We start from the raw sequence: 20,573 nt of genomic DNA on the forward strand, positions 1-20,573 counted from the left end.
ACGTCTCTTTTACGAACTGTTTATACGACTTCAACATTTAGTCATTATAGTAAAGATTGTAAGACAAACAACTATAAAAATGTTAGTGACGGAGGCAAATGAGATGAAAAAGTGGAAGTACTTAACGATGACAGCGGTAATGGGTTCAGCATTAATGCTTGGTGCATGTGGTAGCGACTCTGCACAAAAAGGTAACAATACAGAAACAAACGCACCGGCGAGTTCAGGACAAGATGCTGCTGACAAAAAACTTCAAGGAGCTGTTTCTGGAGATGGTTCATCAACTGTCGCACCAATTATTGAGGCAGTTGTTGAAGAGTATGCAGGTACTCAACCGAATGTCAAAGTATCGGTAGGTGTTTCTGGTACTGGTGGTGGCTTTGAAAAATTCATCGCAGGTGAGACAGACTTTTCAAATGCATCTCGTCCGGTAAAAGATGAAGAGAAAGCAAAACTAGAGAAAGCAGGAATTGCTTTTACAGAGCTTCCTGTAGCATATGATGGCCTCTCGGTTGTCGTGAATCCTGAAAATGATTGGGCAAAAGATTTAACGGTAGAGCAATTAAAGAAAATTTGGGTTGAAGATGGTAAACCTAAAAAATGGTCTGATATTGATCCTTCTTGGCCAGATGAAAAAATCGTCTACTACTCACCAGGTACTGACTCAGGGACGTACGATTATTTTGATGAAGTCATTTTAGACGGCGCTGATCTAGCAAAATCAGCAACATTATCAGAGGATGATAACATGCTAGTTCAAGGTGTAGCGGGTGACAAAAACGCAATCGGCTTCTTTGGCTACGCTTACTACCTAGAAAATAAAGATAAATTAAGTATCGTCAAAGTAAACGGCATTGAGCCTACAAATAAAACAATTGAATCTGGTGAATACGCACCGCTTTCACGACCATTATTTGTATATGTGAAAAATAGTGCTATGAAAGAAAATGAAGCGGCATATGATTTTGTCAAATATACAATTGAGCACGCAGGAGATATGGCAGAAGCAGTAGGTTATGTCAGTCTACCAGAAGATAAATATAGTGAAGCTTTAAAAACATTAGAAGGCTTAAAATAAGTAGACATGCATAGAGGGAAAGAGATGTATGCTCTTTCCCTCTCTTATTTGAAAGGAGCACCCAATGGTTTCTCAAAAAGAAAACAAGACATCATCTGTGCAGCAATTAATTGCAAATTCGCGCAATAAAAAAACAAAGAAAATAGTGGAAAAAGCAATGCCAACTCTATTATTTTCAGCGGCACTTATTTCTATATTGACGACATTTGGCATTGTTTTCACCCTTATTTTTGAAACGTTTGAGTTCTTTAAACGTGTTTCGATTACGGATTTCCTATTTGGTACACAGTGGTTACCGTTTTCAGGAAAGGAACCGTTATTTGGGATATTACCTTTAATCGCTGGAACATTGAAAGTTACACTTATTGCAGTTGTCGTAGCAGTACCATTTGGCATTGCTTCTGCAATCTATTTAAGTGAATATGCAAGCGAAAAAATAAGACGTACGGTTAAGCCTATTTTAGAGGTGTTAGCAGGTGTACCAACAATCGTTTATGGCTTCTTCGCATTAACATTTGTAACACCAATGTTACAGCAAATTATTCCAGGGTTGAAACTTTTTAATGCACTTAGTCCGGGGATTGTTGTAGGTATTATGATTCTACCAATGATAACGTCACTCTCTGAGGATGCGATGTCATCTGTCCCAAATAGTATGCGTGAAGGAGCTTTAGCTCTTGGAGCAACAAAATTTGAAGTAGCTATAAAAGTAGTATTACCAGCTGCGTTATCGGGCATTATCGCTTCGGTTGTCCTCGCTATTTCCCGGGCAATTGGTGAAACGATGATCGTATCACTTGCAGGCGGATCTACACCTAAATTCGATTTAGATGTAACAGACTCGATTCAAACGATGACTGCGTATATTGTACAAGTTGCAACTGGCGATGCTGGTTATGGTACGACAATTTATTATTCGATTTATTCAGTGGGATTCACATTATTTATCTTTACTTTAGTGATGAATTTACTTGCTCAATATATTTCTAAACGCTTCAGGGAGGTTTACTAGCATGCGCTATATTGATGACACGGTCGTCATGAAACGAATGACGAAGCGTATTACGTTTAATAAAGTTTGGAAGTCATTATTCTTCTTAGCAACGACCTTTGCATTAGTGTCACTAGCTATTTTGCTTTACCGAATAATTACACAAGGTGTCGACTATTTAACAATCGATTTTTTAACAAATTTTGCTTCGCGTTTTGCAGATAAAGCTGGTATTAAGGCAGCTTTAATAGGTTCACTTTGGCTAATGGCAGTTGTTGCTCCAGTGTCAATTATTATAGGTGTGGGGACTGCTATCTATTTAGAGGAATATGCAAAGAAAAATAGACTAAACGACTTTATTCGTATGAATATTTCTAACTTAGCAGGTGTACCTTCCATTGTTTTTGGTTTACTTGGGTTAACAATTTTTGTTCGAATGTTAGGACTAGGGAAAAGTGTTTTAGCAGCTGGTTTAACAATGAGTTTATTAATTTTACCAGTGATCATTGTTGCTGCGCAGGAGGCTATTCGTGCTGTCCCGAATGAACAACGCGAAGCTTCTTACGGTATGGGCGCGACAAAATGGCAAACGATATTGCATGTTGTGTTACCTGCAGCCATTCCTGGAATTTTAACAGGAAGTATATTAGCGATGTCTCGTGCGATAGGTGAAACAGCACCACTTGTTGTTATTGGTATTCCAGTAATTTTACAGTTTTTACCTAATGGTTTATTGAGCCAATTCACAGCTTTACCAATGCAAATTTATGATTGGGCAAAACGTCCGCAAGAGGCATTTCAATATGTAGCGGCGGCAGGTATTTTAGTTCTTATGACAGTGCTTTTACTGATGAACTCTATTGCCATCTTTATTCGAAATAAATTCCAAAAACGTTATTAATGAGGTGACCTTATGGTACTGGGTATAAAAGAGGAAAATTCAATTGTCAAATCGATTCATCCGGCTACAACGCTATCGACTGATGTTGCTAAAAAAGTAGTATATGATACACGTAATTTAAATTTATGGTACGGTGATCATCATGGCTTAAAAGACATTAATTTAAGCATCTACGAAAATGAAGTAACAGCTATAATTGGCCCTTCAGGCTGTGGGAAATCTACTTATTTAAAAACTTTAAATAGAATGGTAGAACTTGTGCCTAGTGTTCGAACATCAGGGGAAATTGTCTATCGTGAGCGCAATATTTTAGATAAAAGCTATACGGTTGAGGAATTACGCACTCGTGTAGGGATGGTATTCCAAAAGCCAAACCCATTCCCGAAGTCTATTTACGATAATATTGCATATGGTCCACGTATCCACGGTATAAAAAATAAGAAGATTCTTGATGAAATCGTTGAAAAATCATTACGCGGTGCTGCAATTTGGGATGAAGTAAAGGATCGCTTAAATCAAAATGCATATGGTTTATCAGGTGGTCAGCAACAACGAATCTGTATTGCTCGCTGTTTAGCAATTGAACCAGATGTTATTTTAATGGATGAACCAACATCTGCACTTGATCCGATTTCCACATTAAAAGTAGAGGAACTTGTACAAGAATTGAAAAAAGATTATTCAATTATTATTGTGACACACAATATGCAACAAGCGGCGCGAATTTCTGATCGTACAGCATTTTTCCTAAGTGGAGAGGTCATTGAGTACGATAAAACAGACGTTATCTTCCAAACACCAGCAGATCAACGTACTGAAGATTATATTTCAGGTCGTTTCGGTTAAGGAGGAGATTAGATGGTAGTACGTGAGCGTTTTGAACAGGAATTAAAAGAAGTCCAAGAACAATTTATTGAGATAGCCAATAGTAGTATCAACGCCCTTAAAATATCATTTGAAGCATTATTAAATCAAGATTTAGAGACATCCTTAAAGATTCTTGAGGACGATTTAATCATCAATCGTCTCGAAGAAGAAATTAACGATCATGTTATTTTAATGATTGCTAAGCAGCAGCCTGTAGCTACTGATCTACGTCGTCTTATGGTGCTAGTCAAAGCCGCATCTGATATGGAAAGAGTAGGGGACTATGCAGTAAATATTGCAAAAGAGACGATTCGTATTGGAAAAGAGTCACTGGTCTTTCCTACAACAAATTTGCAAACAATGTGTAATAAGACTGTAGAAATGCTAGAGAGTATTATCAAAGCTTTTACAGAGGAAGATACCGTCCATGCCAAGGAAATTGCTGAACTAGATGATTACGTTGATGATTTATATGGAGCGACAATAACACTATTGCTACGTGCAGGGGCTGAAAATCCAGCACATATTTCTCAAATCACACACTTAACATTTGTTTGCCGATATTTAGAGCGCTCAGCTGACCATGCAACAAATATTGCTGAACACTTATTTTACTTAGTCAAAGGTAAGCATTATGAATTAAATAATTAGTTAATGAAGAGCCAATAATAGGCTCTTTTTTTCATAGTGTTAAAAAAACAAACGGTTAAGGAGATTGTTGTAAATATGGTGTTGCTTTAAATGAGGATTGTTCCATGCTACTCGCTTTCCTATGGCGAGTAACCAGCCGCTTCCTTCGCTTGCGTTATTGCTATCGTTCCACTTTCGTAGAAAAGTACTTCTGTTGCCACCGCTCCGCTTTCACACATAAAAACATTGCTGAAGTTGTGTTTTAACACTATAAATTAGAATAAAATTCCAGGATATATATACTACGCAGAGTGTTTTACCGAAGTGCCATACTTTAGTTTATAGAATACTTAATTTTGTAGGTATATAGTGTCCATGACATAATTAAATGGCAGCAACATTGTTAATCAAAATAGCGTCAAAATACTGCAAGTGTTTGTGTATTGTCAAAAATTTATTTTGGTTATACTATAGACATTATCCAAAAAAATGTGCTGAGGAGGTGCTGCTTTGTGGAAGATGCTATAGAATCACTCATAAAGAAATTTGATCTGGAGTTTACGTCAGAACAACGTGATTTTTTACGTTTTCTATATGAAAACTTACATCTTGAGGAATTAAGTAACAAGGAACAACATTTTTTTATTGATTTTTTTTACAAGAGTGAAACATTACGGAACATGGCAGCATTTGCACTTGAATTGGCTGATATCATGCATGAAATTCGCGAAAATATACCAGCTATTGAACAAGCAGATCGATTGTCCAATGGAAAAGAACAGCTCTTATATGATGAGCGAAAGTCGCGGGTAGCTAGGCGTCAAAAGCTTAATCGTCAAACAATAAAAAAGGGAAACATCCTTTATGTTCCGTTCGATGAATACAAAAAAGAAACAGGTCCAATTATTATCTGTCTTGAGCAAACAGTGGGTATGGCGGCATATTCTGAGCTTTGTAAAAGCATAATTTTACCTTTATTTATGACAGCGCATCGTGACCATCGAGATTTATATATCGTTCCATATGACTGTCAAATTCATGTACATTATCGCTTTGAAAACGGGCATTTAAATTTATCCGATTTTAAGGATTTTATTGAATATAAGGAAAAGGGAGAAGCTGCCGTTCTGCCTGTCCTCCATTTTGTAAAGGGCTTGCTCCAAGAAAATCAACATTGTACAGAAGCGGATATTATTATTTTTACAGAAGGAACTCCAATCGATGGGCAGCACCTCGTTGGAAAGCAAGCGAAGGCTGTACTTGAGGAAATGATGCGTAAGTATCATGCAGAATTTTCAGTGATCGCTATGCACGAACATAATTTTAATGAGCAACAATTTTGGTTTGCAAACAAGGCTTTTTTTGCGGATGACGCAATTCAATAAAAAAGGAGCTAATCACCATTGTTGATCGGCTCCTTTTCTGTGAATATACATAGTAGCTAGAGGAGAATGAAATTTGAATTCATTGAAGTGGTTATTACCTAATATTTCAACCCCAACGTGGATGGAAGTTATTATTGCCGTTGCACTATGTGTAATTGGTTGGCTTTTTCAGCATTTTATTATAAAGAAAATTATTAATCGTACAGTCACATTTTTGAAAAATCGTCAGCGTAACTTTCAGGCAACAGTACTCGCACAATTTAATAAAGCGATTCGCTATGCATTTATGTCTGCAGTGGTTGTACTCAGCTTATCAATATTATTAGAAATCTTCTTATTTACACATGTCGCAACTAAAAATTTTGTATTGTCTATTATGGTCTTTTTTGCCTTCAAAGGCGTATACGATGTTTTGAATTTTTATACAAAGCAGCCACTACAGTTGAATAATGATGAGGAACAAAATGTTCTGTTACCTTTTTTTCTTCGCATAGGAAAAGTTCTTATCATGATATTGGCGATGTTTACGATTGCTTCTTTCTGGAATTTTAACTTGAATGGCTTTTTAACCGGGATTGGCTTAACGGGTGTAGCGATTGCCTTCGGTATTCGAGATACACTAGCGCATGTTTTTGGCGGGATGTCAGTCGCATTAGACAACCCGTTTCAAATTGGCGATTGGATCGCAACAGAGGACCAAAAAATTGAAGGAACCATTGAGGATATAAATCTTCGAAGTACTTTAATTCAAACAGGTGATAAAGGGCTTGTTTATGTGCCGAACTCATATTTGGTAAATCGACCAATTTATAACTTATCGAAACGAGAAAAACGGAAATGTGAGCAATTTTTATTTGTAGCTGCTGAAAATGAAGAAGAAAAATTACGCAGTGCTTTAAGTGCTATTCAAAAGCAAATTTATTTACATGCTAAAATAGAAAAAGAATTGATTCATGTATTTATAGATGAGTTTTATCCAAACTCTTATCGCGTTCTTGTGCGTTTCTATGTGGCAACCAACGATACGGCAGAGATGCTAAATGTGCGACAGGATATTTTGTTTGCTATTCGTCAAATCTTTGAAGAACTAAATATTATACTAGCAAATCCAGCAGAAGATGAATGGTTTCGTAATAAAAAATAATTTGAATTGTTAGTATTCTTGTTTTACAATGAATACATGTAATCAGCTTTGATGAAGAGTAGTAGCTATTATAATTTGTTATAGAGAGCTAGTGGTTGGTGGAAACTAGTACAAATGTATAGTGAATGGACTTCGGAGCTCTAATCCAGAATAAAGTATGGATTAGCGTCTGCCTACGTTACAGGGTATAGAGTGGGTCTTTTAATTCTTTTAGCGGATGTCTAAACATCAGCTGAATGCCATTATGCAGGAGCATAATTGATAAAGACCAATGAAGGTGGCACCACGGCTTTTCCGTCCTTTTGTGATGGAAAGGCCTTTTTATATGTTTTGGCGGGAATGAACAGTGTATACACAGTTCAAAATTCGGGCGCAATGTTTTATAAGCGAGTAGTAGCGTCAATTACCCCGATGCATAATTGATCAATTTTGGTGTAGAAGAGCAGAGCAGAGAAAAGGAGAGAAAAGAGTATGACAGTTGAGCTTAGAAAGTTTGCCATGAAGGCATTGCAGGGTGATATGATGACGCCAATTTCCGTTTATCAATCACTTGAAGGAAAACATAAGATGCTTTTCGAATCGTCTGCTAAGCATGAAGAGAGTGGGCGTTACTCGTTTATTGCCGTCAACCCAATTGCAGAATTGATTGGAGATAAGAAGGGCTATTCTTTTACCAAAGATGGTAAAACAGAAACATCGAGTGACAATGTATTAGTAAAATTACAGCAAGTTATGCCATTTCATAAGGAACAGTACCCTTTTGCTTTTTTTGGGGGAGCAATCGGTTTTTTTGGTTACGAAACAGCATTTTATACTGAGAAAATAGGTGAATACTTGCAGGATGATTTAGAAATGCCGGATGTTCATATCTTTTTCTATGATACATTCATTGTTTTTGATCATTTAAAGCAAGAGGTAACATTAGCAGCGATTGATTTATTTGGTGAAGGGCGTTCCCCTGAAGCGATGGAGCTGGCTATCTCTAAGATGGAGGAACAGCTTTATGCTGGAACAAAATTTGACGTCATGACGGTTGGAGAGTTAGATTTCAGACCAATGATTGCCCAAGAAAATTTTGTAGCAATGGTTGATCAAGCTAAGCAGCATATTCGTAAGGGTGACATCTTCCAAATGGTCTTATCACAACGTTTCACTTCACCATATTCAGGTAATCCTTTTGCTGTATATCGTCAGTTGCGTACTTCTAATCCATCACCATATATGTTCTATATGGATTTTGGTTCGTATATCATTTTAGGTACATCCCCTGAAAGTCTAGTCAAGGTGAAAAATCGAAAGGTAACGACAAATCCAATTGCAGGAACGAAGCCTAGAGGTAAAAAACTGGAGCAGGATAACGCGATTGCGGAAGGGCTACTAAATGATGAAAAAGAAATCGCGGAACATCGTATGCTAGTGGATTTAGGTCGTAATGATCTTGGTCGTATTGCCAAAGTGGGTTCAGTGAAGCTAATGAAATATATGAATATTGAGCGTTATAAATATGTTATGCATATTGTATCAGAGGTTATCGGCGATTTACGTGATGATGTCCATGTTTTGGAGGTTCTCCGAGCTTGCTTACCTGCTGGTACAGTATCAGGTGCGCCGAAAATTCGCGCTATGCAACTTATCAATGAGCTTGAGCCTGTGAAGCGCGGTGTTTATGCAGGTGCAGTAGGCTATATTTCTACAACGGGAGATATGGATTTAGCTCTAGCTATTCGGACAATGATCATTAAGGATCATCGTGCTCATGTTCAGGCAGGGGCTGGAATTGTTTACGATTCAGTGCCATTGTCTGAATACGAGGAAACATTGAATAAAGCTCGCGCGCTATTGGAGGTAAAAAAATGATTTTACTGATCGATAACTATGATTCATTCACCTATAATTTGTTTCAACAAATATGTATGCTAGGGAAAGATGTAAAAGTAGTACGTAATGACGAAATCACAGTAGAAGAAATTAAGAAAATGCAACCAGAAGCCATTATTTTATCTCCTGGCCCAGGTACGCCAATTGATGCAGGGATAACAGTGAATGTTGTTAAAGAGCTTTATACGAAATTTCCGATTTTGGGCATTTGTCTTGGACACCAATCGATAGGGCAAGCATTTGGAGGTAGCATCGTTCAAGCTAAAAATATAATGCACGGAAAATTATCTACGATTCAATACGAAAAAACCGGCTTATTTGCTCAGTTAGAAGGTAAAATAGAAGTAATGCGCTATCATTCCCTCGTCATTGAGCAAAACACCTTACATGAGGATTTTAATATTTTAGCAAAGTCCAGTGATGATGATGAAATTATGGCGATTCAACATAAAGAGTACCCACTTTTTGGGCTGCAATTTCATCCGGAATCCATTGGGACACAAGAGGGCAATATTATGATGAGAGCTTTCATCGAACAGATTTCATAAACGAAACAAAAGAGGCTGTCATCGAAAATCAGTAGTTGTGATTTGTGATGACAGCCATCTTTACCAATGGAATCGTAATGTTATTGTTTTTTTCCTGTAATCAATTTTGCAATTTCTTCTAAAGACATCGAAGAATTGACATCGTAGGAGCCAATTTGTAAGCTTCGAGAGTATTTAGGGTTAGCAAGTAAAAGTTCCATTTCAACACTATTTTCAATGATGCCACCATCTTCAAGCTTTTGCGCTACAATATATGGTGTAATACCGCTGTAAATTTGGAGTGTCATTGTTGTAGCATTTGTCGGTGTATCTGCCGGTTTATGATTGTCTTTAGCTTTTGTTTCAGGTGCATCTGTCTTCTGATTACTTTCTTTTGGAGCTTGCTTAGTTTGTTCCTTTAACGATACAATTTCTTTATTTGCTTGTTCAAGCTTTTTTTGTAGCTCCTCTACATGTTCTGTATTTGTGGAAGCTTTAGTTGGAAGACCGATATTGAAATCAAAACGAGCAGCTAAAGCTAACATTGCTCCGACAAGAAAAAGTGCAACGCCAAATGCACGGATAGCGGACTTATTCATGAATTACCGACCTCCGTTTGCAATCACTTGGCGGACTTGCTCTTCAGTTAAATTTGAACGAATACTTATATCTGCTACAGAAAGACCCTGCTTATTCAGTTCAAGCACCTGACTAATAATAATTTGATGTATAGGTTTCGTTGTTGGAGTAGCTTGTCCTGTTTTCGATGACTGAGCAGCCTGTTGAACCGCTTGCATGACTTGTTGGACCTTCGGATCTAGAATAGTGTTTGTTTGCGCTGACTGTGATTTAACCTGAAACTCTGGCTCTAATAACAGTTCCTCCTCAACAATTTTTAGACGACGTTTTAAATTATTTGTTTCTTGAAAAATTGAGATGGATAGCTCCTCTACATCTTGTTCGACTTTTTTCGCACTATTTTTGAAAAAGAACGACACAATAATTAGGAGAATCCCCAAAATCATAAGTATGATGGATAAATCCAATAGTTTCACCTCATTAAGTATGTAATTATAAGGTATTTTACCATATGCGAACTTAATATGAAATGAAGGTAGATTTTTTTTCAGTTTATGTTATAATAGGTTAGTCGTATAAATCATGCTCAAAATTTAAATTCTTGATATAGAGTGGGAGGGTTAATAATGCGCGTAAACATTACTTTAGCTTGCACAGATTGCGGCGAACGTAACTACATTTCTAAAAAGAACAAGCGTAACAATCCAGAGCGTCTTGAACTTAAAAAATATTGCTCTCGCGAGAAGAAATACACTCTTCACCGTGAAACTAAGTAATCGCTCATTAAGCCAAAACCACAAGTGGTTTTGGCTTTCTTACATTTTAGGAGGTAGCTTAGCATGGATAAAACAACTTTACGGAACGAGGTAAAGGAAGCTCTTGCAAAAATGAGCCAAATAGCTTACGATGACCAATCATTTGCTGTAGCAAAAAAAGTGCTACAAGAACCATATATAATAGAAGCAACTACAATCGGCATTACCATTTCCAATAAGCCAGAAGTCGACACAATTCATTTAATAGAAGAACTATGGCAACTTGGTAAAAAAGTCGCTGTACCTAAATGTAATCCGAAAACAAGAGAAATGTCATTTTATGCCATCGGATCGTTTACCCAGCTTGAAACTGTTTATATGCATTTGCGTGAGCCAATTCCGGAGAAATGTGAGTTTGTTGACGCAAATGAAATGGATGTCATACTTGTTCCCGGAGTTGTGTTTGATAAGTTGGGCTATCGAATAGGCTATGGCGGTGGTTATTATGATCGCTATATATTAAATTATAAGAAAGGTAAGCTCATGTCTCTGCTATTTAATGAGCAGCTATATGAACACGTACCAAAAGAAGCACACGATTGCCCAGTAGATATCATTGTGACACCGACAAAACGTATTGACTGTGTAACACAACGAGGAGCGAACTAAAATGGACAAAATGTTAGATATTTACCAATTATTAAAAACATATGGCACTTATATTTACACACGTGATCCCATTGGTGATTTGATGTTAATGGAGGATGAAATTCGTGAGTTGTATAAAGCGAATGTACTAGATATTAAAGATTACCAAATGGCATTATTACTAATTCGACAAGAAACAACAAAACTTCGCATGAAAGAAAATAATCAGTAATGTTTTAAATATAATTTATTTGTGGTATTGTAAAAATAATGTAACATGTATGTAATATTCTTAAAAAACAGTGGTTTTCCACTGTTTTTATGATTTACGAAACTTTTTACAAACTAAAGCGTATATATTAATATCTGGCGCATATACGAGCGAAAAGCACAGTTTTACCAAAAATATATCTATTGATTATCTGTAAAAAATGGATTAAGATATATTTTGTTTCAGTAACAAATTGTAAAAAATTATTATTTTTTTTGTAAGAAAGTAGGGAGGATGTTAAGGATGAAAACAATAAAGTGGCCTAAACATTCATTTATGATACTAGCAATTGTAGCAACTTGGATAAAAACGGTCATTGTTTATAACACAAGCTTTGAGATGAAAATCGAAAATGCGATGCAACAATTTATTTTGTTTATTAATCCATTAAGCTTCGTGCTATTTGCTTATGGTATATCGTTATTCTTTAAATCGCCAAAAGTTAAAAGTCGTTATATAATCACTATCAGTGTTATTTTGTCTATTGTCTTATATGGGAATGTCGCGTTCTATCGTTTCTACAACGACTTTATTACGTTACCGGTATTATTCCAAACAAGTAACTTTGGTGATTTAGGAACTTCAGTAGCAGCGATTGTTAGCCCTTGGGATTTATTATATTTCGTTGACGTACTTATTCTAATTTTAGCTAATAAATATTTGCCTATGATGAAAGATGCAGTAAAAGTAAACGTGGAATTCCGTCGCGCGTACTTCGTATTAGCGATTGCTGTGTCGTTCTTAAACTTAGGATTAGCTGAAACAGAGCGTCCACAATTGTTAACACGTAGCTTTGACCGTGAATTACTTGTAAAAAACATCGGTACTTATAACTACCATTTATATGACATTTATATACAATCAAAATCTTCTGCCCAACGTGCATTAGCGGATGGTAGTGAATTAGTAGAAGTGAACAACTATATTCGCTCTAATCAAGCAGCGATCAACCCTGAAATGTTTGGTAAATATAAGGGGCGTAATTTAATTGTTGTTTCAATGGAATCTTTACAAAACTTTGTGATTAATAACCAAATGGATGGTCATGAAATTACACCATTCTTAAACTCTTTAACAAAAGATAAAGATACTTATTATTTCAGTAACTTCTATCACCAAACTGGATTAGGTAAAACTTCTGACTCAGAGTTTATTTTAGAAAACTCATTGTTCGGCTTAGGTCGTGGTGCAGTATTCTTCACACACGGTGGAAATACGTATAACTCAATGGCTGAGCGTCTTGGTGATAATGGCTACTTTACAAATGTCATGCATCCGAATAATAAATCATTCTGGAACCGTGACATGATGTATCAATCATTACACATTAATAAATACTATGACATAGATTCATATAAGATTGGCGAAGGGGAAGCGGTTAACTGGGGAATGAAAGATATCCCGTTCGTAGAGCAATCTGCAGCATTAATGAAAGATATGCCACAGCCATTCTATTCTCGATTAATTACTTTAACGAACCACTATCCATTCACTTTGGATCCGGAAGATGTAATGATTCCTGAATATACTTCAAACTCAGGTACTTTAAATCGTTATTTCCAAACAGTTCGTTATATGGATGAAGCACTTAAAGACTTCTTCCAAAGTTTAAAAGATCAAGGTGTATATGATAACTCTATTATTGTAATGTATGGTGACCATTACGGTATTTCAGAAAACCACAACAAAGCGATGGCTCAATATTTAGGAAAAGATAGCATTACACCATTTGATAATGCAATGCTACAAGAAGTACCTTTATTCGTCCATATTCCAGGATCAGGTGATGGTAAAGAAATGACAGAGATTTCTGGACAAATGGATTTACGTCCAACAATTTTACACCTTCTTGGCGTTGAAACTTCAAAAGACATGCAACTTGGTGCAGACCTATTCTCACCAGAGCATGAAGACTTCGTTGTATTCCGCGATGGTCGTTTTGTAACAGATAAATATGTATATGCTGGTGAAGCTTGCTATGACAAAGCAACTGGCGAAGAAATTGATGGTGAGCCATGTCAGCCATACGCTGATCGAGCTACGAAAGAGCTTGAAAATTCGGATGCCATCATAAACGGTGATTTACTCCGCTTCTATGATTCAAAGACAGGTAACTTGAAGCAAGGGGAAGCCAAGTAACAAAAAAGAGATCTCACTAACGTGAGATCTCTTTTTGCACTGTTAGGGGTGAGGCATGATGTTCAATCTTCATTTTCCGTTAGCAGGAGTGACGAGCTTATCACATCCATATTATGGATATATAAACAAATAGTGTGTTTACATTTCAATAGGGGCGTATGGAAAAATTTTTAGGTATAATATCAAACTGAAATTTTAGACGCTCAGGAAGCCAAATAAACAGCTTAAATTGAAGTCGTTATTATCATTTTGGAACGGTAAAAATATAAAAAAACGACAGAAAAAGAGCGATCTCGAAATAGAGACCGCTCTTTTTTCTGTCTGAATTTTAGTGTAATTTTGGTGGGTATCCGCTATTGATTACAGTCATGATTACGAACCAACCGAATACTACAGCAGTTAATAAGTTGAAACCGATGCTTAAAAGGTTCTTTTCTTTCAATGCTTGGAATGTACCAACTACAGCTAAAATTGCAACTAGACCAAAAATAACCATTAATAAGTTCATTAGAAAATTGACACTCCTTTCGACATCAGAAAATGAATGTCGTAAACAATATTCCTCCTTAATTGTAATCGTTCTTCCTGTTTTTGTCGAGAACTAAAATAGCTTAAACTATGAACATTTATCGTCAAATTGTGGCAAAGGTTGTATAATTGAAAATGAGGTGATAACAATGATGAACGTACGAAGTTATTCACTTGGACCTGTCCAAACGAATTGTTATATCGTATCGAATAAAAATAAGGAATGCTTAATATTTGATCCTGGAGAAGAAGCAGATCGAATCATCAAGGCTATCCGCAGTAACAACCTAAAACCACTAGGTATTTTTTTAACACATGCACATTTCGACCATATCGGCGCAGTGGATGCTGTTCGCGAGGCTTTTAATGTTCCAGTGTGGATTCATGAAAAAGAAGTGAGTTGGTTAGGAGATCCAACAAAAAATGGCTCTAGTAAATACGCAGCATTACCAGATTATATTGTTGGTGCCCCAGCTGAAGAAAATATTATTAAAGTTGAACAGCTATTTGAAATAAGCGATTTTTGCTTTAAAGCTATTTTTACACCAGGGCATTCACCGGGTAGTATATCATATGTATTTGAAAATGATGGCTTCGCTGTTGTTGGAGATACACTTTTTGAGCAAGGTGTTGGTCGTACAGATTTAATTGGAGGTTCAACAAAAATATTACTTGCATCCATTCATGATAAGTTATTGACTTTACCTGAAGATACTATTATCTACCCTGGTCATGGTAATTATACAACGGTCGGTGCAGAAATGGAGACAAATCCTTTCTTGAATGGTTTTTAAAATTAGCTTATAAAGGTAATAGTTAGATATCAGTCATTGGAAATATTATATTGGACAATTTCTTCTTTGTGGGTGATATTACAGAGATTTGTGTTTAATAAAGCCTAAATTAACTTCATAAAATACAAAAATCCCCCTTACAATTCGTTGGATAGATAAAATAAACCAAAATCTAACCATGTAATTGCAAAGGGGATTTTACTATGTTTTGATATATGATCATGCATCTGATGAATAAATTTACATAAAAAAAGCATGTCTCACTTGGTGAGACACGCATTTTTCTCTGTATTAATGACCGCCACCAGGTACGTGAATGAATGTTGTATAGTACGTGAAGCCAGCAAAGAATACAGTTAAATATGCTCCGAAAATGTACATGTACATGCGTTCTGAAAGGTTTAAGAAGCCTAATAATAAGAATAAACCTGTATTACCTACGAATAATAGCGATACTTCGTTCATACCACCAAGGTAGAACATGACTGCAAAAATACCTGTCCAGAATGCCATAACTTTATACATATTATCCATGAAGATTTCCCCTCCTTTTGCCCACGACACATTAATCTCTTAATCATTATAAATGATATGAAAGGTATCTGTAAACTGGAACTTCTTCTTCTTTGTGACAAACAATTGATTTTTAAAAATTAGCTATCGATTTCTGTCACGTTTATTTCATATTTACATAAATCGCAATTATGTACCATGCTATCGATTTGTATTAACTCATTGCTCGAATATAATGCATCTACCTGTCCCTTTAAATAGGATTCATGTAAAGAACAAACAATTTCTGAATGCGTAGTAAGCTGCTCCTGGAATGGACAATTGAAAATGGAGAAAGTCACACTTTTACCATGCTCTGTTTGTTGGACTTGTGGAATATAGCCAATTAATGCTGCATTGTCAGTTAAAAGCTGAAGCTTCTGTTCGAAGGAAAGGGTATTATTTAATTGTAACTCTGCATTTACATAATTTTTCATTTGCTGATAACCGTCTTGGTAGCTAATCTCCTGACATCTTTCTAATGCAGATGGTCCAAATTCTTCAATTAATTGGATTGTCCATTTTAATAGTCGATCTTCATCACGTCTAGGGAACGTTAATGATACACCTTTATCGGAGGCCTTATAAACACGACCGGGTCTACCACCTTTTCCAGTTTTAGCAAAATCAGCTGTAATTATATTGATTTCTGAGAGCTTTGTTAAGTGTAAACGTGCAACGTTTGGATGGATGCCGAATTTATCAGCGATATTTTGGACCGTTACAGTTTTCTTCTCTTGAAGTATGTACTCATAAATAGAGTATCTAGTTTCATCGGCTAATGTACTAGTAATTTTTAATGGATGGATCATTTACTTCACCTCTATGTAATTTTTTTTGAATATTAGTTCTTCTACCAAGTGTAGGAAAAAAATCATGTTGTTTCTATTATATTGCATTATTGAAAAAGATACAGTTCCTTTAGTCATAAATATTAACTTTTTCATAGGATTATGTTCAAATTTAGTGGAAATTTGCATGTTATCCACAATTTTATAGCAAAAAACATGTTTGATAGGAAATTTTGTAGCAAATTTTTATTTTAAGAAAAGGGCTTTTCTCGTGACATGTTTCTATCTATACTAGGAAATAACGAATAGAGCGGTCATATTCGAATGAACCAGAAGAGGGGTGCGAATATGCAGAATTTTGAAACAGTTGTTGAACAAAAATGTGAGCAACTTTTACTAAAAGCCTATCATTTCGGTGCTTCTGATTTATTGTTAGTCCCAGAGAGCATACGATATCGTATTTATTTTCGAAAATATGATAAGTTACTCCAAGCCGGTGAATTACCAAACGATCTTGCGGAACGAATGATTTCCTTTTTTAAATTTTTATCGGCATTAGATATTAGTGAGCGTCGCAAACCCCAAAGCGGCTCCTTCCAAAAAACTATGGAAAAAGATCAATATGCCTTTCGTGTTTCTACACTTCCCTCGGTATTTTTAAAAGAAAGTCTAATTATCCGATTGCTTCTACAAAATCATGCATTCCCACTTACTTCCTTATCTTATTCCAAGTATGCAGCAGACTTGTTAATGGAACTAGTTAAACATCAACAAGGACTTTTATGTTTCACAGGTGCAACAGGCTCTGGTAAGTCAACATCCTTATATTCCCTAATCAATTACTGCTCGACAGTGCTAAATCGACATGTCATTTCATTGGAAGATCCTGTAGAAAATAACCAAGCAAACCTTTTACAGATTCAAGTAAACGAACGAGCTGGCGTTACATATGCTACAGGCTTAAAGGCTATTTTACGCCACTCACCAGACGTCATTATGATTGGTGAAATACGTGATAAAGAGACTGCAAAAATCGCAATCGAAGCTTCTTTAACAGGTCATTTAGTAGTAACGACCATTCACGCCAAGGATTCGGTAAACTGCCTTTATCGATTTTTAGACTTAGGTGTTTCAATAGAAGAACTTCGTCAAACTATGGTTGGAATTGTTGCTCAAACACTTTTCCAATCACCAATAGTCCAGGAGGAACGCCGTGCATTGTTTGAAATATTAAGCGATGTTCATCTTCAAATGGCCATCAAAGCAATTATGCAAAAAACTCGCTATGAACTACCACATGATTTAACACTTACAGGTCAAAAAGAATTGATAGAGAGTCAGAACTATGCGAATACAAAAGTTTATTGAAAGAATTCGATTAAATTACAAGAAGGCAACAAAATGGCGAGTAAGAGAACAAGCTCATTTTTTAAGTCGATTAAGTGTGTTAATGCATGAAGGTTATTTATTCCCACAAGCTATTTCTATTCTATTACCTCATCATATTGAAGCGCATGAAGAAATACAAAAGCTAATCAATGAAAAGTTGAGGCAAGGAGTTGGTGTTTCAGGGATTTTTGAAGCATTGCAACTTCCAAAGCAACATTTAGTCGCCATTATCGTTGCAGAAAACAATGGGGATATGATTGAGACGTTAAAAGGTGTGGCGAAGCAAATGGCTTTAAATGAAACGTCGAAGAAAAAATTAATGAAGCTACTTTTATATCCAATAGTACTCATTATATTTTTGTTGCTGTTGTTTTTAGTGTTTCGCACCATATTCTTTCCTAATATAGAAAAGATGGTGGCAAGTCGAACTGCCGGCACAGAGGAGACAGGTATTGCTTTATCAAAAGTATTATTGCATTTTCCCGATGCTTTAATTGTCGCGGGCATAGCAGGGATATGTTGTATTTTGATTTTTCGCTTTTTTCTCAAGCGGCGTTCAATTGCTCACCAGTTAAACATTATCTTAAACACGCCATTGATTCGGATTTATGTACGAATGTCTTTGACGAGACAATTCGCTGCTTATTTAGGAAGTCTACTGCAAAGCGGATTTTCTTTACAGGCGAGTCTACAAATCTTAGAGGAGCAGCGTCTTCAACCGTTTCTACAGTATCTGGCACGATGCATAAAGGAGCGTGTTGTTTTTGGTGATACACTGACACAAGCTGTTAATATGATGACAGTTTGGCAAAAGGATTTCTCGATATTTGTTGAGCATGGAGAGCAAAGCGGCTATTTGGGAAAAGAGCTGGTACTATACAGCGAATTATTGACAGAAAGGCAAGAGCAACTATTGCATAAGATTCTTGCTTTTGTGCAACCAACCTTCTTTATTATTATTGCAATGTGCATCGTTGCCGCATATGTAAGTTTATTATTACCAATATATCAAATGATCGAACTAGTATAGGAGGATAATAATGAAACGTCTAAAGCAGCAATATGGTTTTACTTTGATCGAAATGTTGGTAGTTTTACTAATTATTTCCGTATTGATTTTAATAACAATCCCAAATGTTACGAAACATTTTGCTACTGTCGATGAGAAGGGCTGTAAAGCGTATATTAGTATGGTGCAGGGGCAGGTAGAGGCATATCGAGTAGATTTTATGGCTTATCCAACAATCGAAGATTTGGTAGCAAAAGGCTATTTGAAGAAGAATGAAACGACCTGTCCTAATAAAGAAGAGATTGTGATAACTAATGACGGTGAGGTACGATTGGCGAAGACCTCTTCCGATACAGGTTCGGGTAGCTGATGGATGTTATAAAAAGCGAGCGTGGATATACGTTTGTTGAAATGCTAATTGTACTGTTTATCGTTATGAGTTTATCAACGATTGTCGTAAAGTATTCATTAAAAGCAGAAGAAACAAGGGAGCTTGAGCGATTTTTTACACAAATTCAATTAGATATCCAATATATTCAAACGAATAGTATGCACCAAAGGGAATATATCTCGATGAAGTTTGATAGTTCATCAAAGAGATACATCATTAAAAAAGATATTTTTACAGTATTATATGAACGACCTTTTCCGAAAGGGGTTGAGTTCATGCCTACGATGAGTTCGATTTACACGATTATGTACAACTTCAATGGAAACGTTATAACCCCAGGAACTGTTTCTTTTAAGACGTCTCAAGGCATTAAAAAGGTTGTTATTACGTTAGGACGAGGGAGATCGAGAGTTGAATGAATCTGGATATTCATTTGTAGAAACGATTTTATCAATAGTCATTGTCATGTTATTATGCGCGACATTAATCCCAATTAGCTACACGATGAAAACGTCTCTTTATAACAAGAAGTTAGAAGTTATCGCAGCGGAAACTGCCTATGAAGGCTTAAAGCATTTTCGTTATTTACAACAATCGGAAGGCAATAAAACAATTGAAAATGTAGATTTTCAGTGGACTATGAGTGGACAAGGGATATGTGTAAGCTTTCAAAATACGCGAGAATTACGTAAAAAATGTATACAACTGACAGGTGAAGTCGATGAATGAACGAGGCTATACATTATTAGAAGCGTTGTTTCAATTAGTTGTTTTTGTGCTTATTGCGCATCTTGTTGTGTTCATTATGCTTTGGTTTGTAGAAATGAAAACAACGGTACTTTCTAATGAACAATCAAAGTGGGAGCTTTTTGTTTATGATTTGAATATGTATTTGCATGATATTTCATCATTTACGATTCGACAAGATCAAAAGAGAATTACCTTCCAAGCAGCAGATACCATTCATCAAATTGATTGTTACAGCAATATTATTCGTGATCAAGTAAGTGGTGGTCATGTACCAATGCTAATTGGTATTAATAAATGCCAGTTCCAATATGAAAAAGATATGCTAACAGTTGCTGTTGAACTTCCGAGTGGTATCAAAAAGGAGCGAATTTTCTATGTTCCAGTTATTGAAAAATGACAGAGGGGCTATTTTTTTAATCGCAATTGCATTATTATTTTTTGTAACTACTTTTGTTCTAACGTATTGTACGTCTTATGAGATTCAGTTTCGAACATATGATGGTTTAGAAAAGCTGAATGTTCGAGCTACGATAAATTTATTAGGACAAATTTTGTCAAACAGTGTAGAATCGTAGT

General features: G+C 36.0%; 26 protein-coding genes and 1 other annotated feature. Of the genes, 21 read left to right on the plus strand and 5 right to left on the minus strand.

What is annotated here, in order from left to right; translation table 11 throughout:
- Nucleotides 1-103 precede the first annotated feature (103 nt).
- From ACFVT8_RS03115 to ACFVT8_RS03155, 9 genes are all read left to right on the plus strand, one after another.
- Nucleotides 104-1,078: a PstS family phosphate ABC transporter substrate-binding protein gene (locus ACFVT8_RS03115; RefSeq protein WP_387082001.1), complete on the plus strand. Its 975-nt coding sequence runs from the start codon at nucleotides 104-106 to the stop codon at nucleotides 1,076-1,078.
- A gap of 64 nt (nucleotides 1,079-1,142) precedes the next feature.
- A complete protein-coding gene (pstC, locus tag ACFVT8_RS03120) occupies nucleotides 1,143-2,090 on the plus strand; it encodes a phosphate ABC transporter permease subunit PstC (protein WP_049663908.1) in 948 nt (315 codons plus the stop codon).
- Nucleotide 2,091: 1 nt separating this feature from the next.
- Nucleotides 2,092-2,970 carry a phosphate ABC transporter permease PstA gene (pstA, locus tag ACFVT8_RS03125; protein WP_337989453.1) on the plus strand — a complete coding sequence of 293 codons (879 nt, stop codon included), beginning with the start codon at nucleotides 2,092-2,094 and terminating at the stop codon, nucleotides 2,968-2,970.
- 12 nt (nucleotides 2,971-2,982) lie between these two features.
- Complete coding sequence (pstB, locus tag ACFVT8_RS03130; RefSeq protein ID WP_387082000.1) at nucleotides 2,983-3,816, plus strand: phosphate ABC transporter ATP-binding protein PstB; 834 nt, start codon at nucleotides 2,983-2,985, stop codon at nucleotides 3,814-3,816.
- 12 nt (nucleotides 3,817-3,828) lie between these two features.
- Nucleotides 3,829-4,488 carry a phosphate signaling complex protein PhoU gene (phoU, locus tag ACFVT8_RS03135; RefSeq protein WP_387081999.1) on the plus strand — a complete coding sequence of 220 codons (660 nt, stop codon included), beginning with the start codon at nucleotides 3,829-3,831 and terminating at the stop codon, nucleotides 4,486-4,488.
- A gap of 491 nt (nucleotides 4,489-4,979) precedes the next feature.
- A complete protein-coding gene (locus ACFVT8_RS03140; protein WP_387081998.1) occupies nucleotides 4,980-5,852 on the plus strand; it encodes a vWA domain-containing protein in 873 nt (290 codons plus the stop codon).
- Nucleotides 5,853-5,925: 73 nt separating this feature from the next.
- Nucleotides 5,926-6,996 carry a mechanosensitive ion channel family protein gene (locus ACFVT8_RS03145; protein ID WP_387081997.1) on the plus strand — a complete coding sequence of 357 codons (1,071 nt, stop codon included), beginning with the start codon at nucleotides 5,926-5,928 and terminating at the stop codon, nucleotides 6,994-6,996.
- Nucleotides 6,997-7,035: 39 nt separating this feature from the next.
- Nucleotides 7,036-7,301, plus strand: a binding site (T-box leader).
- A gap of 166 nt (nucleotides 7,302-7,467) precedes the next feature.
- Nucleotides 7,468-8,853: an anthranilate synthase component I gene (trpE, locus tag ACFVT8_RS03150; protein ID WP_387081996.1), complete on the plus strand. Its 1,386-nt coding sequence runs from the start codon at nucleotides 7,468-7,470 to the stop codon at nucleotides 8,851-8,853.
- Nucleotides 8,850-9,422 carry an anthranilate synthase component II gene (locus tag ACFVT8_RS03155; protein WP_387081995.1) on the plus strand — a complete coding sequence of 191 codons (573 nt, stop codon included), beginning with the start codon at nucleotides 8,850-8,852 and terminating at the stop codon, nucleotides 9,420-9,422. Before trpE ends, ACFVT8_RS03155 begins: the two co-directional genes overlap by 4 nt.
- Before the next feature lie 80 nt (nucleotides 9,423-9,502).
- Here the strand turns inward: ACFVT8_RS03155 and ACFVT8_RS03160 are convergent, their stop codons facing one another.
- Both ACFVT8_RS03160 and ACFVT8_RS03165 read right to left on the minus strand, forming a co-directional pair.
- Entirely contained in the window at nucleotides 9,503-10,000 is a 498-nt protein-coding gene (locus ACFVT8_RS03160; RefSeq protein WP_387081994.1) for a hypothetical protein, read from the minus strand.
- Nucleotides 10,001-10,003: 3 nt separating this feature from the next.
- Nucleotides 10,004-10,456 carry a hypothetical protein gene (locus tag ACFVT8_RS03165; RefSeq protein ID WP_387081993.1) on the minus strand — a complete coding sequence of 151 codons (453 nt, stop codon included), beginning with the start codon at nucleotides 10,454-10,456 and terminating at the stop codon, nucleotides 10,004-10,006.
- A gap of 150 nt (nucleotides 10,457-10,606) precedes the next feature.
- Between ACFVT8_RS03165 and rpmG the strand changes: the two genes are divergently transcribed.
- The 4 genes from rpmG to ACFVT8_RS03185 all read left to right on the plus strand — a co-directional run bounded on the left by rpmG (nucleotide 10,607) and on the right by ACFVT8_RS03185 (nucleotide 13,793).
- Nucleotides 10,607-10,756, plus strand: coding sequence for a 50S ribosomal protein L33 (gene rpmG, locus ACFVT8_RS03170; protein ID WP_008408521.1), 150 nt, complete (start codon nucleotides 10,607-10,609; stop codon nucleotides 10,754-10,756).
- Nucleotides 10,757-10,819: 63 nt separating this feature from the next.
- The gene (locus ACFVT8_RS03175) at nucleotides 10,820-11,404 is read left to right on the plus strand and encodes a 5-formyltetrahydrofolate cyclo-ligase (RefSeq protein WP_387081992.1); all 585 of its coding nucleotides are present in this window, start codon (nucleotides 10,820-10,822) and stop codon (nucleotides 11,402-11,404) included.
- A 1-nt stretch (nucleotide 11,405) separates the two neighbouring features.
- On the plus strand, nucleotides 11,406-11,615 hold the full coding sequence (locus ACFVT8_RS03180; protein ID WP_387081991.1) for a YqgQ family protein: 210 nt from the start codon (nucleotides 11,406-11,408) through the stop codon (nucleotides 11,613-11,615).
- 282 nt (nucleotides 11,616-11,897) lie between these two features.
- Nucleotides 11,898-13,793 (plus strand): LTA synthase family protein, encoded by a 1,896-nt coding sequence (locus tag ACFVT8_RS03185; RefSeq protein WP_387081990.1) that lies wholly within the window; start codon nucleotides 11,898-11,900, stop codon nucleotides 13,791-13,793.
- A 328-nt stretch (nucleotides 13,794-14,121) separates the two neighbouring features.
- On the opposite strand, the gene ACFVT8_RS03190 is transcribed toward ACFVT8_RS03185, so the two are convergent.
- The gene (locus tag ACFVT8_RS03190) at nucleotides 14,122-14,301 is read right to left on the minus strand and encodes a DUF2759 domain-containing protein (RefSeq protein WP_387081989.1); all 180 of its coding nucleotides are present in this window, start codon (nucleotides 14,299-14,301) and stop codon (nucleotides 14,122-14,124) included.
- A gap of 169 nt (nucleotides 14,302-14,470) precedes the next feature.
- Between ACFVT8_RS03190 and ACFVT8_RS03195 the strand changes: the two genes are divergently transcribed.
- Nucleotides 14,471-15,115 (plus strand): MBL fold metallo-hydrolase, encoded by a 645-nt coding sequence (locus ACFVT8_RS03195; protein ID WP_387081988.1) that lies wholly within the window; start codon nucleotides 14,471-14,473, stop codon nucleotides 15,113-15,115.
- 291 nt (nucleotides 15,116-15,406) lie between these two features.
- Here the strand turns inward: ACFVT8_RS03195 and ACFVT8_RS03200 are convergent, their stop codons facing one another.
- Together ACFVT8_RS03200 and ACFVT8_RS03205 are read right to left on the minus strand one after the other, a co-directional pair.
- Complete coding sequence (locus tag ACFVT8_RS03200) at nucleotides 15,407-15,649, minus strand: DUF2626 family protein (RefSeq protein ID WP_024361272.1); 243 nt, start codon at nucleotides 15,647-15,649, stop codon at nucleotides 15,407-15,409.
- A 119-nt stretch (nucleotides 15,650-15,768) separates the two neighbouring features.
- Nucleotides 15,769-16,479 carry a helix-turn-helix transcriptional regulator gene (locus ACFVT8_RS03205; protein WP_387081987.1) on the minus strand — a complete coding sequence of 237 codons (711 nt, stop codon included), beginning with the start codon at nucleotides 16,477-16,479 and terminating at the stop codon, nucleotides 15,769-15,771.
- Nucleotides 16,480-16,806: 327 nt separating this feature from the next.
- Between ACFVT8_RS03205 and comGA the strand changes: the two genes are divergently transcribed.
- The 7 genes from comGA to ACFVT8_RS03240 are packed head-to-tail and all read left to right on the plus strand — an operon-like array spanning nucleotide 16,807 to nucleotide 20,572.
- On the plus strand, nucleotides 16,807-17,826 hold the full coding sequence (comGA, locus tag ACFVT8_RS03210) for a competence type IV pilus ATPase ComGA (RefSeq protein WP_387081986.1): 1,020 nt from the start codon (nucleotides 16,807-16,809) through the stop codon (nucleotides 17,824-17,826).
- Nucleotides 17,804-18,877, plus strand: a complete 1,074-nt coding sequence (gene comGB / locus ACFVT8_RS03215; protein WP_387081985.1) for a competence type IV pilus assembly protein ComGB — start codon at nucleotides 17,804-17,806, stop codon at nucleotides 18,875-18,877. The genes comGA and comGB overlap by 23 nt, the downstream gene beginning before the upstream one ends.
- 10 nt (nucleotides 18,878-18,887) lie before the next feature.
- Nucleotides 18,888-19,226, plus strand: a complete 339-nt coding sequence (gene comGC / locus ACFVT8_RS03220; RefSeq protein ID WP_387081984.1) for a competence type IV pilus major pilin ComGC — start codon at nucleotides 18,888-18,890, stop codon at nucleotides 19,224-19,226.
- Nucleotides 19,226-19,666 (plus strand): competence type IV pilus minor pilin ComGD, encoded by a 441-nt coding sequence (gene comGD, locus ACFVT8_RS03225; RefSeq protein ID WP_387081983.1) that lies wholly within the window; start codon nucleotides 19,226-19,228, stop codon nucleotides 19,664-19,666. The genes comGC and comGD overlap by 1 nt, the downstream gene beginning before the upstream one ends.
- On the plus strand, nucleotides 19,659-19,976 hold the full coding sequence (locus ACFVT8_RS03230) for a hypothetical protein (protein WP_387081982.1): 318 nt from the start codon (nucleotides 19,659-19,661) through the stop codon (nucleotides 19,974-19,976). Before comGD ends, ACFVT8_RS03230 begins: the two co-directional genes overlap by 8 nt.
- Entirely contained in the window at nucleotides 19,969-20,394 is a 426-nt protein-coding gene (comGF, locus tag ACFVT8_RS03235; RefSeq protein WP_387081981.1) for a competence type IV pilus minor pilin ComGF, read from the plus strand. The genes ACFVT8_RS03230 and comGF overlap by 8 nt, the downstream gene beginning before the upstream one ends.
- Nucleotides 20,372-20,572, plus strand: coding sequence for a hypothetical protein (locus ACFVT8_RS03240; protein ID WP_387081980.1), 201 nt, complete (start codon nucleotides 20,372-20,374; stop codon nucleotides 20,570-20,572). Before comGF ends, ACFVT8_RS03240 begins: the two co-directional genes overlap by 23 nt.
- Nucleotide 20,573 lies beyond the last annotated feature (1 nt).

Origin of the sequence: Lysinibacillus sp. NPDC058147 (assembly GCF_042884205.1) — a bacterium.
GTDB lineage: Bacteria > Bacillota > Bacilli > Bacillales_A > Planococcaceae > Lysinibacillus.

Excerpts from the sequence above, each read along its gene's own strand:
- ACFVT8_RS03115 (WP_387082001.1), top strand. The coding sequence starts at position 104 with ATGAAAAAGTGGAAGTACTTAACGATGACAGCGGTAATGGGTTCAGCA.
- pstC (WP_049663908.1), top strand. The coding sequence starts at position 1,143 with ATGGTTTCTCAAAAAGAAAACAAGACATCATCTGTGCAGCAATTAATT.
- pstA (WP_337989453.1), top strand. The coding sequence starts at position 2,092 with ATGCGCTATATTGATGACACGGTCGTCATGAAACGAATGACGAAGCGT.
- pstB (WP_387082000.1), top strand. The coding sequence starts at position 2,983 with ATGGTACTGGGTATAAAAGAGGAAAATTCAATTGTCAAATCGATTCAT.
- phoU (WP_387081999.1), top strand. The coding sequence starts at position 3,829 with ATGGTAGTACGTGAGCGTTTTGAACAGGAATTAAAAGAAGTCCAAGAA.
- trpE (WP_387081996.1), top strand. The coding sequence starts at position 7,468 with ATGACAGTTGAGCTTAGAAAGTTTGCCATGAAGGCATTGCAGGGTGAT.
- ACFVT8_RS03155 (WP_387081995.1), top strand. The coding sequence starts at position 8,850 with ATGATTTTACTGATCGATAACTATGATTCATTCACCTATAATTTGTTT.
- ACFVT8_RS03160 (WP_387081994.1), bottom strand. The coding sequence starts at position 10,000 with ATGAATAAGTCCGCTATCCGTGCATTTGGCGTTGCACTTTTTCTTGTC.
- rpmG (WP_008408521.1), top strand. The coding sequence starts at position 10,607 with ATGCGCGTAAACATTACTTTAGCTTGCACAGATTGCGGCGAACGTAAC.
- ACFVT8_RS03175 (WP_387081992.1), top strand. The coding sequence starts at position 10,820 with ATGGATAAAACAACTTTACGGAACGAGGTAAAGGAAGCTCTTGCAAAA.
- ACFVT8_RS03180 (WP_387081991.1), top strand. The coding sequence starts at position 11,406 with ATGGACAAAATGTTAGATATTTACCAATTATTAAAAACATATGGCACT.
- ACFVT8_RS03185 (WP_387081990.1), top strand. The coding sequence starts at position 11,898 with ATGAAAACAATAAAGTGGCCTAAACATTCATTTATGATACTAGCAATT.
- ACFVT8_RS03190 (WP_387081989.1), bottom strand. The coding sequence starts at position 14,301 with ATGAACTTATTAATGGTTATTTTTGGTCTAGTTGCAATTTTAGCTGTA.
- ACFVT8_RS03195 (WP_387081988.1), top strand. The coding sequence starts at position 14,471 with ATGATGAACGTACGAAGTTATTCACTTGGACCTGTCCAAACGAATTGT.
- ACFVT8_RS03200 (WP_024361272.1), bottom strand. The coding sequence starts at position 15,649 with ATGGATAATATGTATAAAGTTATGGCATTCTGGACAGGTATTTTTGCA.
- ACFVT8_RS03205 (WP_387081987.1), bottom strand. The coding sequence starts at position 16,479 with ATGATCCATCCATTAAAAATTACTAGTACATTAGCCGATGAAACTAGA.
- comGA (WP_387081986.1), top strand. The coding sequence starts at position 16,807 with ATGCAGAATTTTGAAACAGTTGTTGAACAAAAATGTGAGCAACTTTTA.
- comGB (WP_387081985.1), top strand. The coding sequence starts at position 17,804 with ATGCGAATACAAAAGTTTATTGAAAGAATTCGATTAAATTACAAGAAG.
- comGC (WP_387081984.1), top strand. The coding sequence starts at position 18,888 with ATGAAACGTCTAAAGCAGCAATATGGTTTTACTTTGATCGAAATGTTG.
- comGD (WP_387081983.1), top strand. The coding sequence starts at position 19,226 with ATGGATGTTATAAAAAGCGAGCGTGGATATACGTTTGTTGAAATGCTA.
- comGF (WP_387081981.1), top strand. The coding sequence starts at position 19,969 with ATGAATGAACGAGGCTATACATTATTAGAAGCGTTGTTTCAATTAGTT.
- ACFVT8_RS03240 (WP_387081980.1), top strand. The coding sequence starts at position 20,372 with ATGTTCCAGTTATTGAAAAATGACAGAGGGGCTATTTTTTTAATCGCA.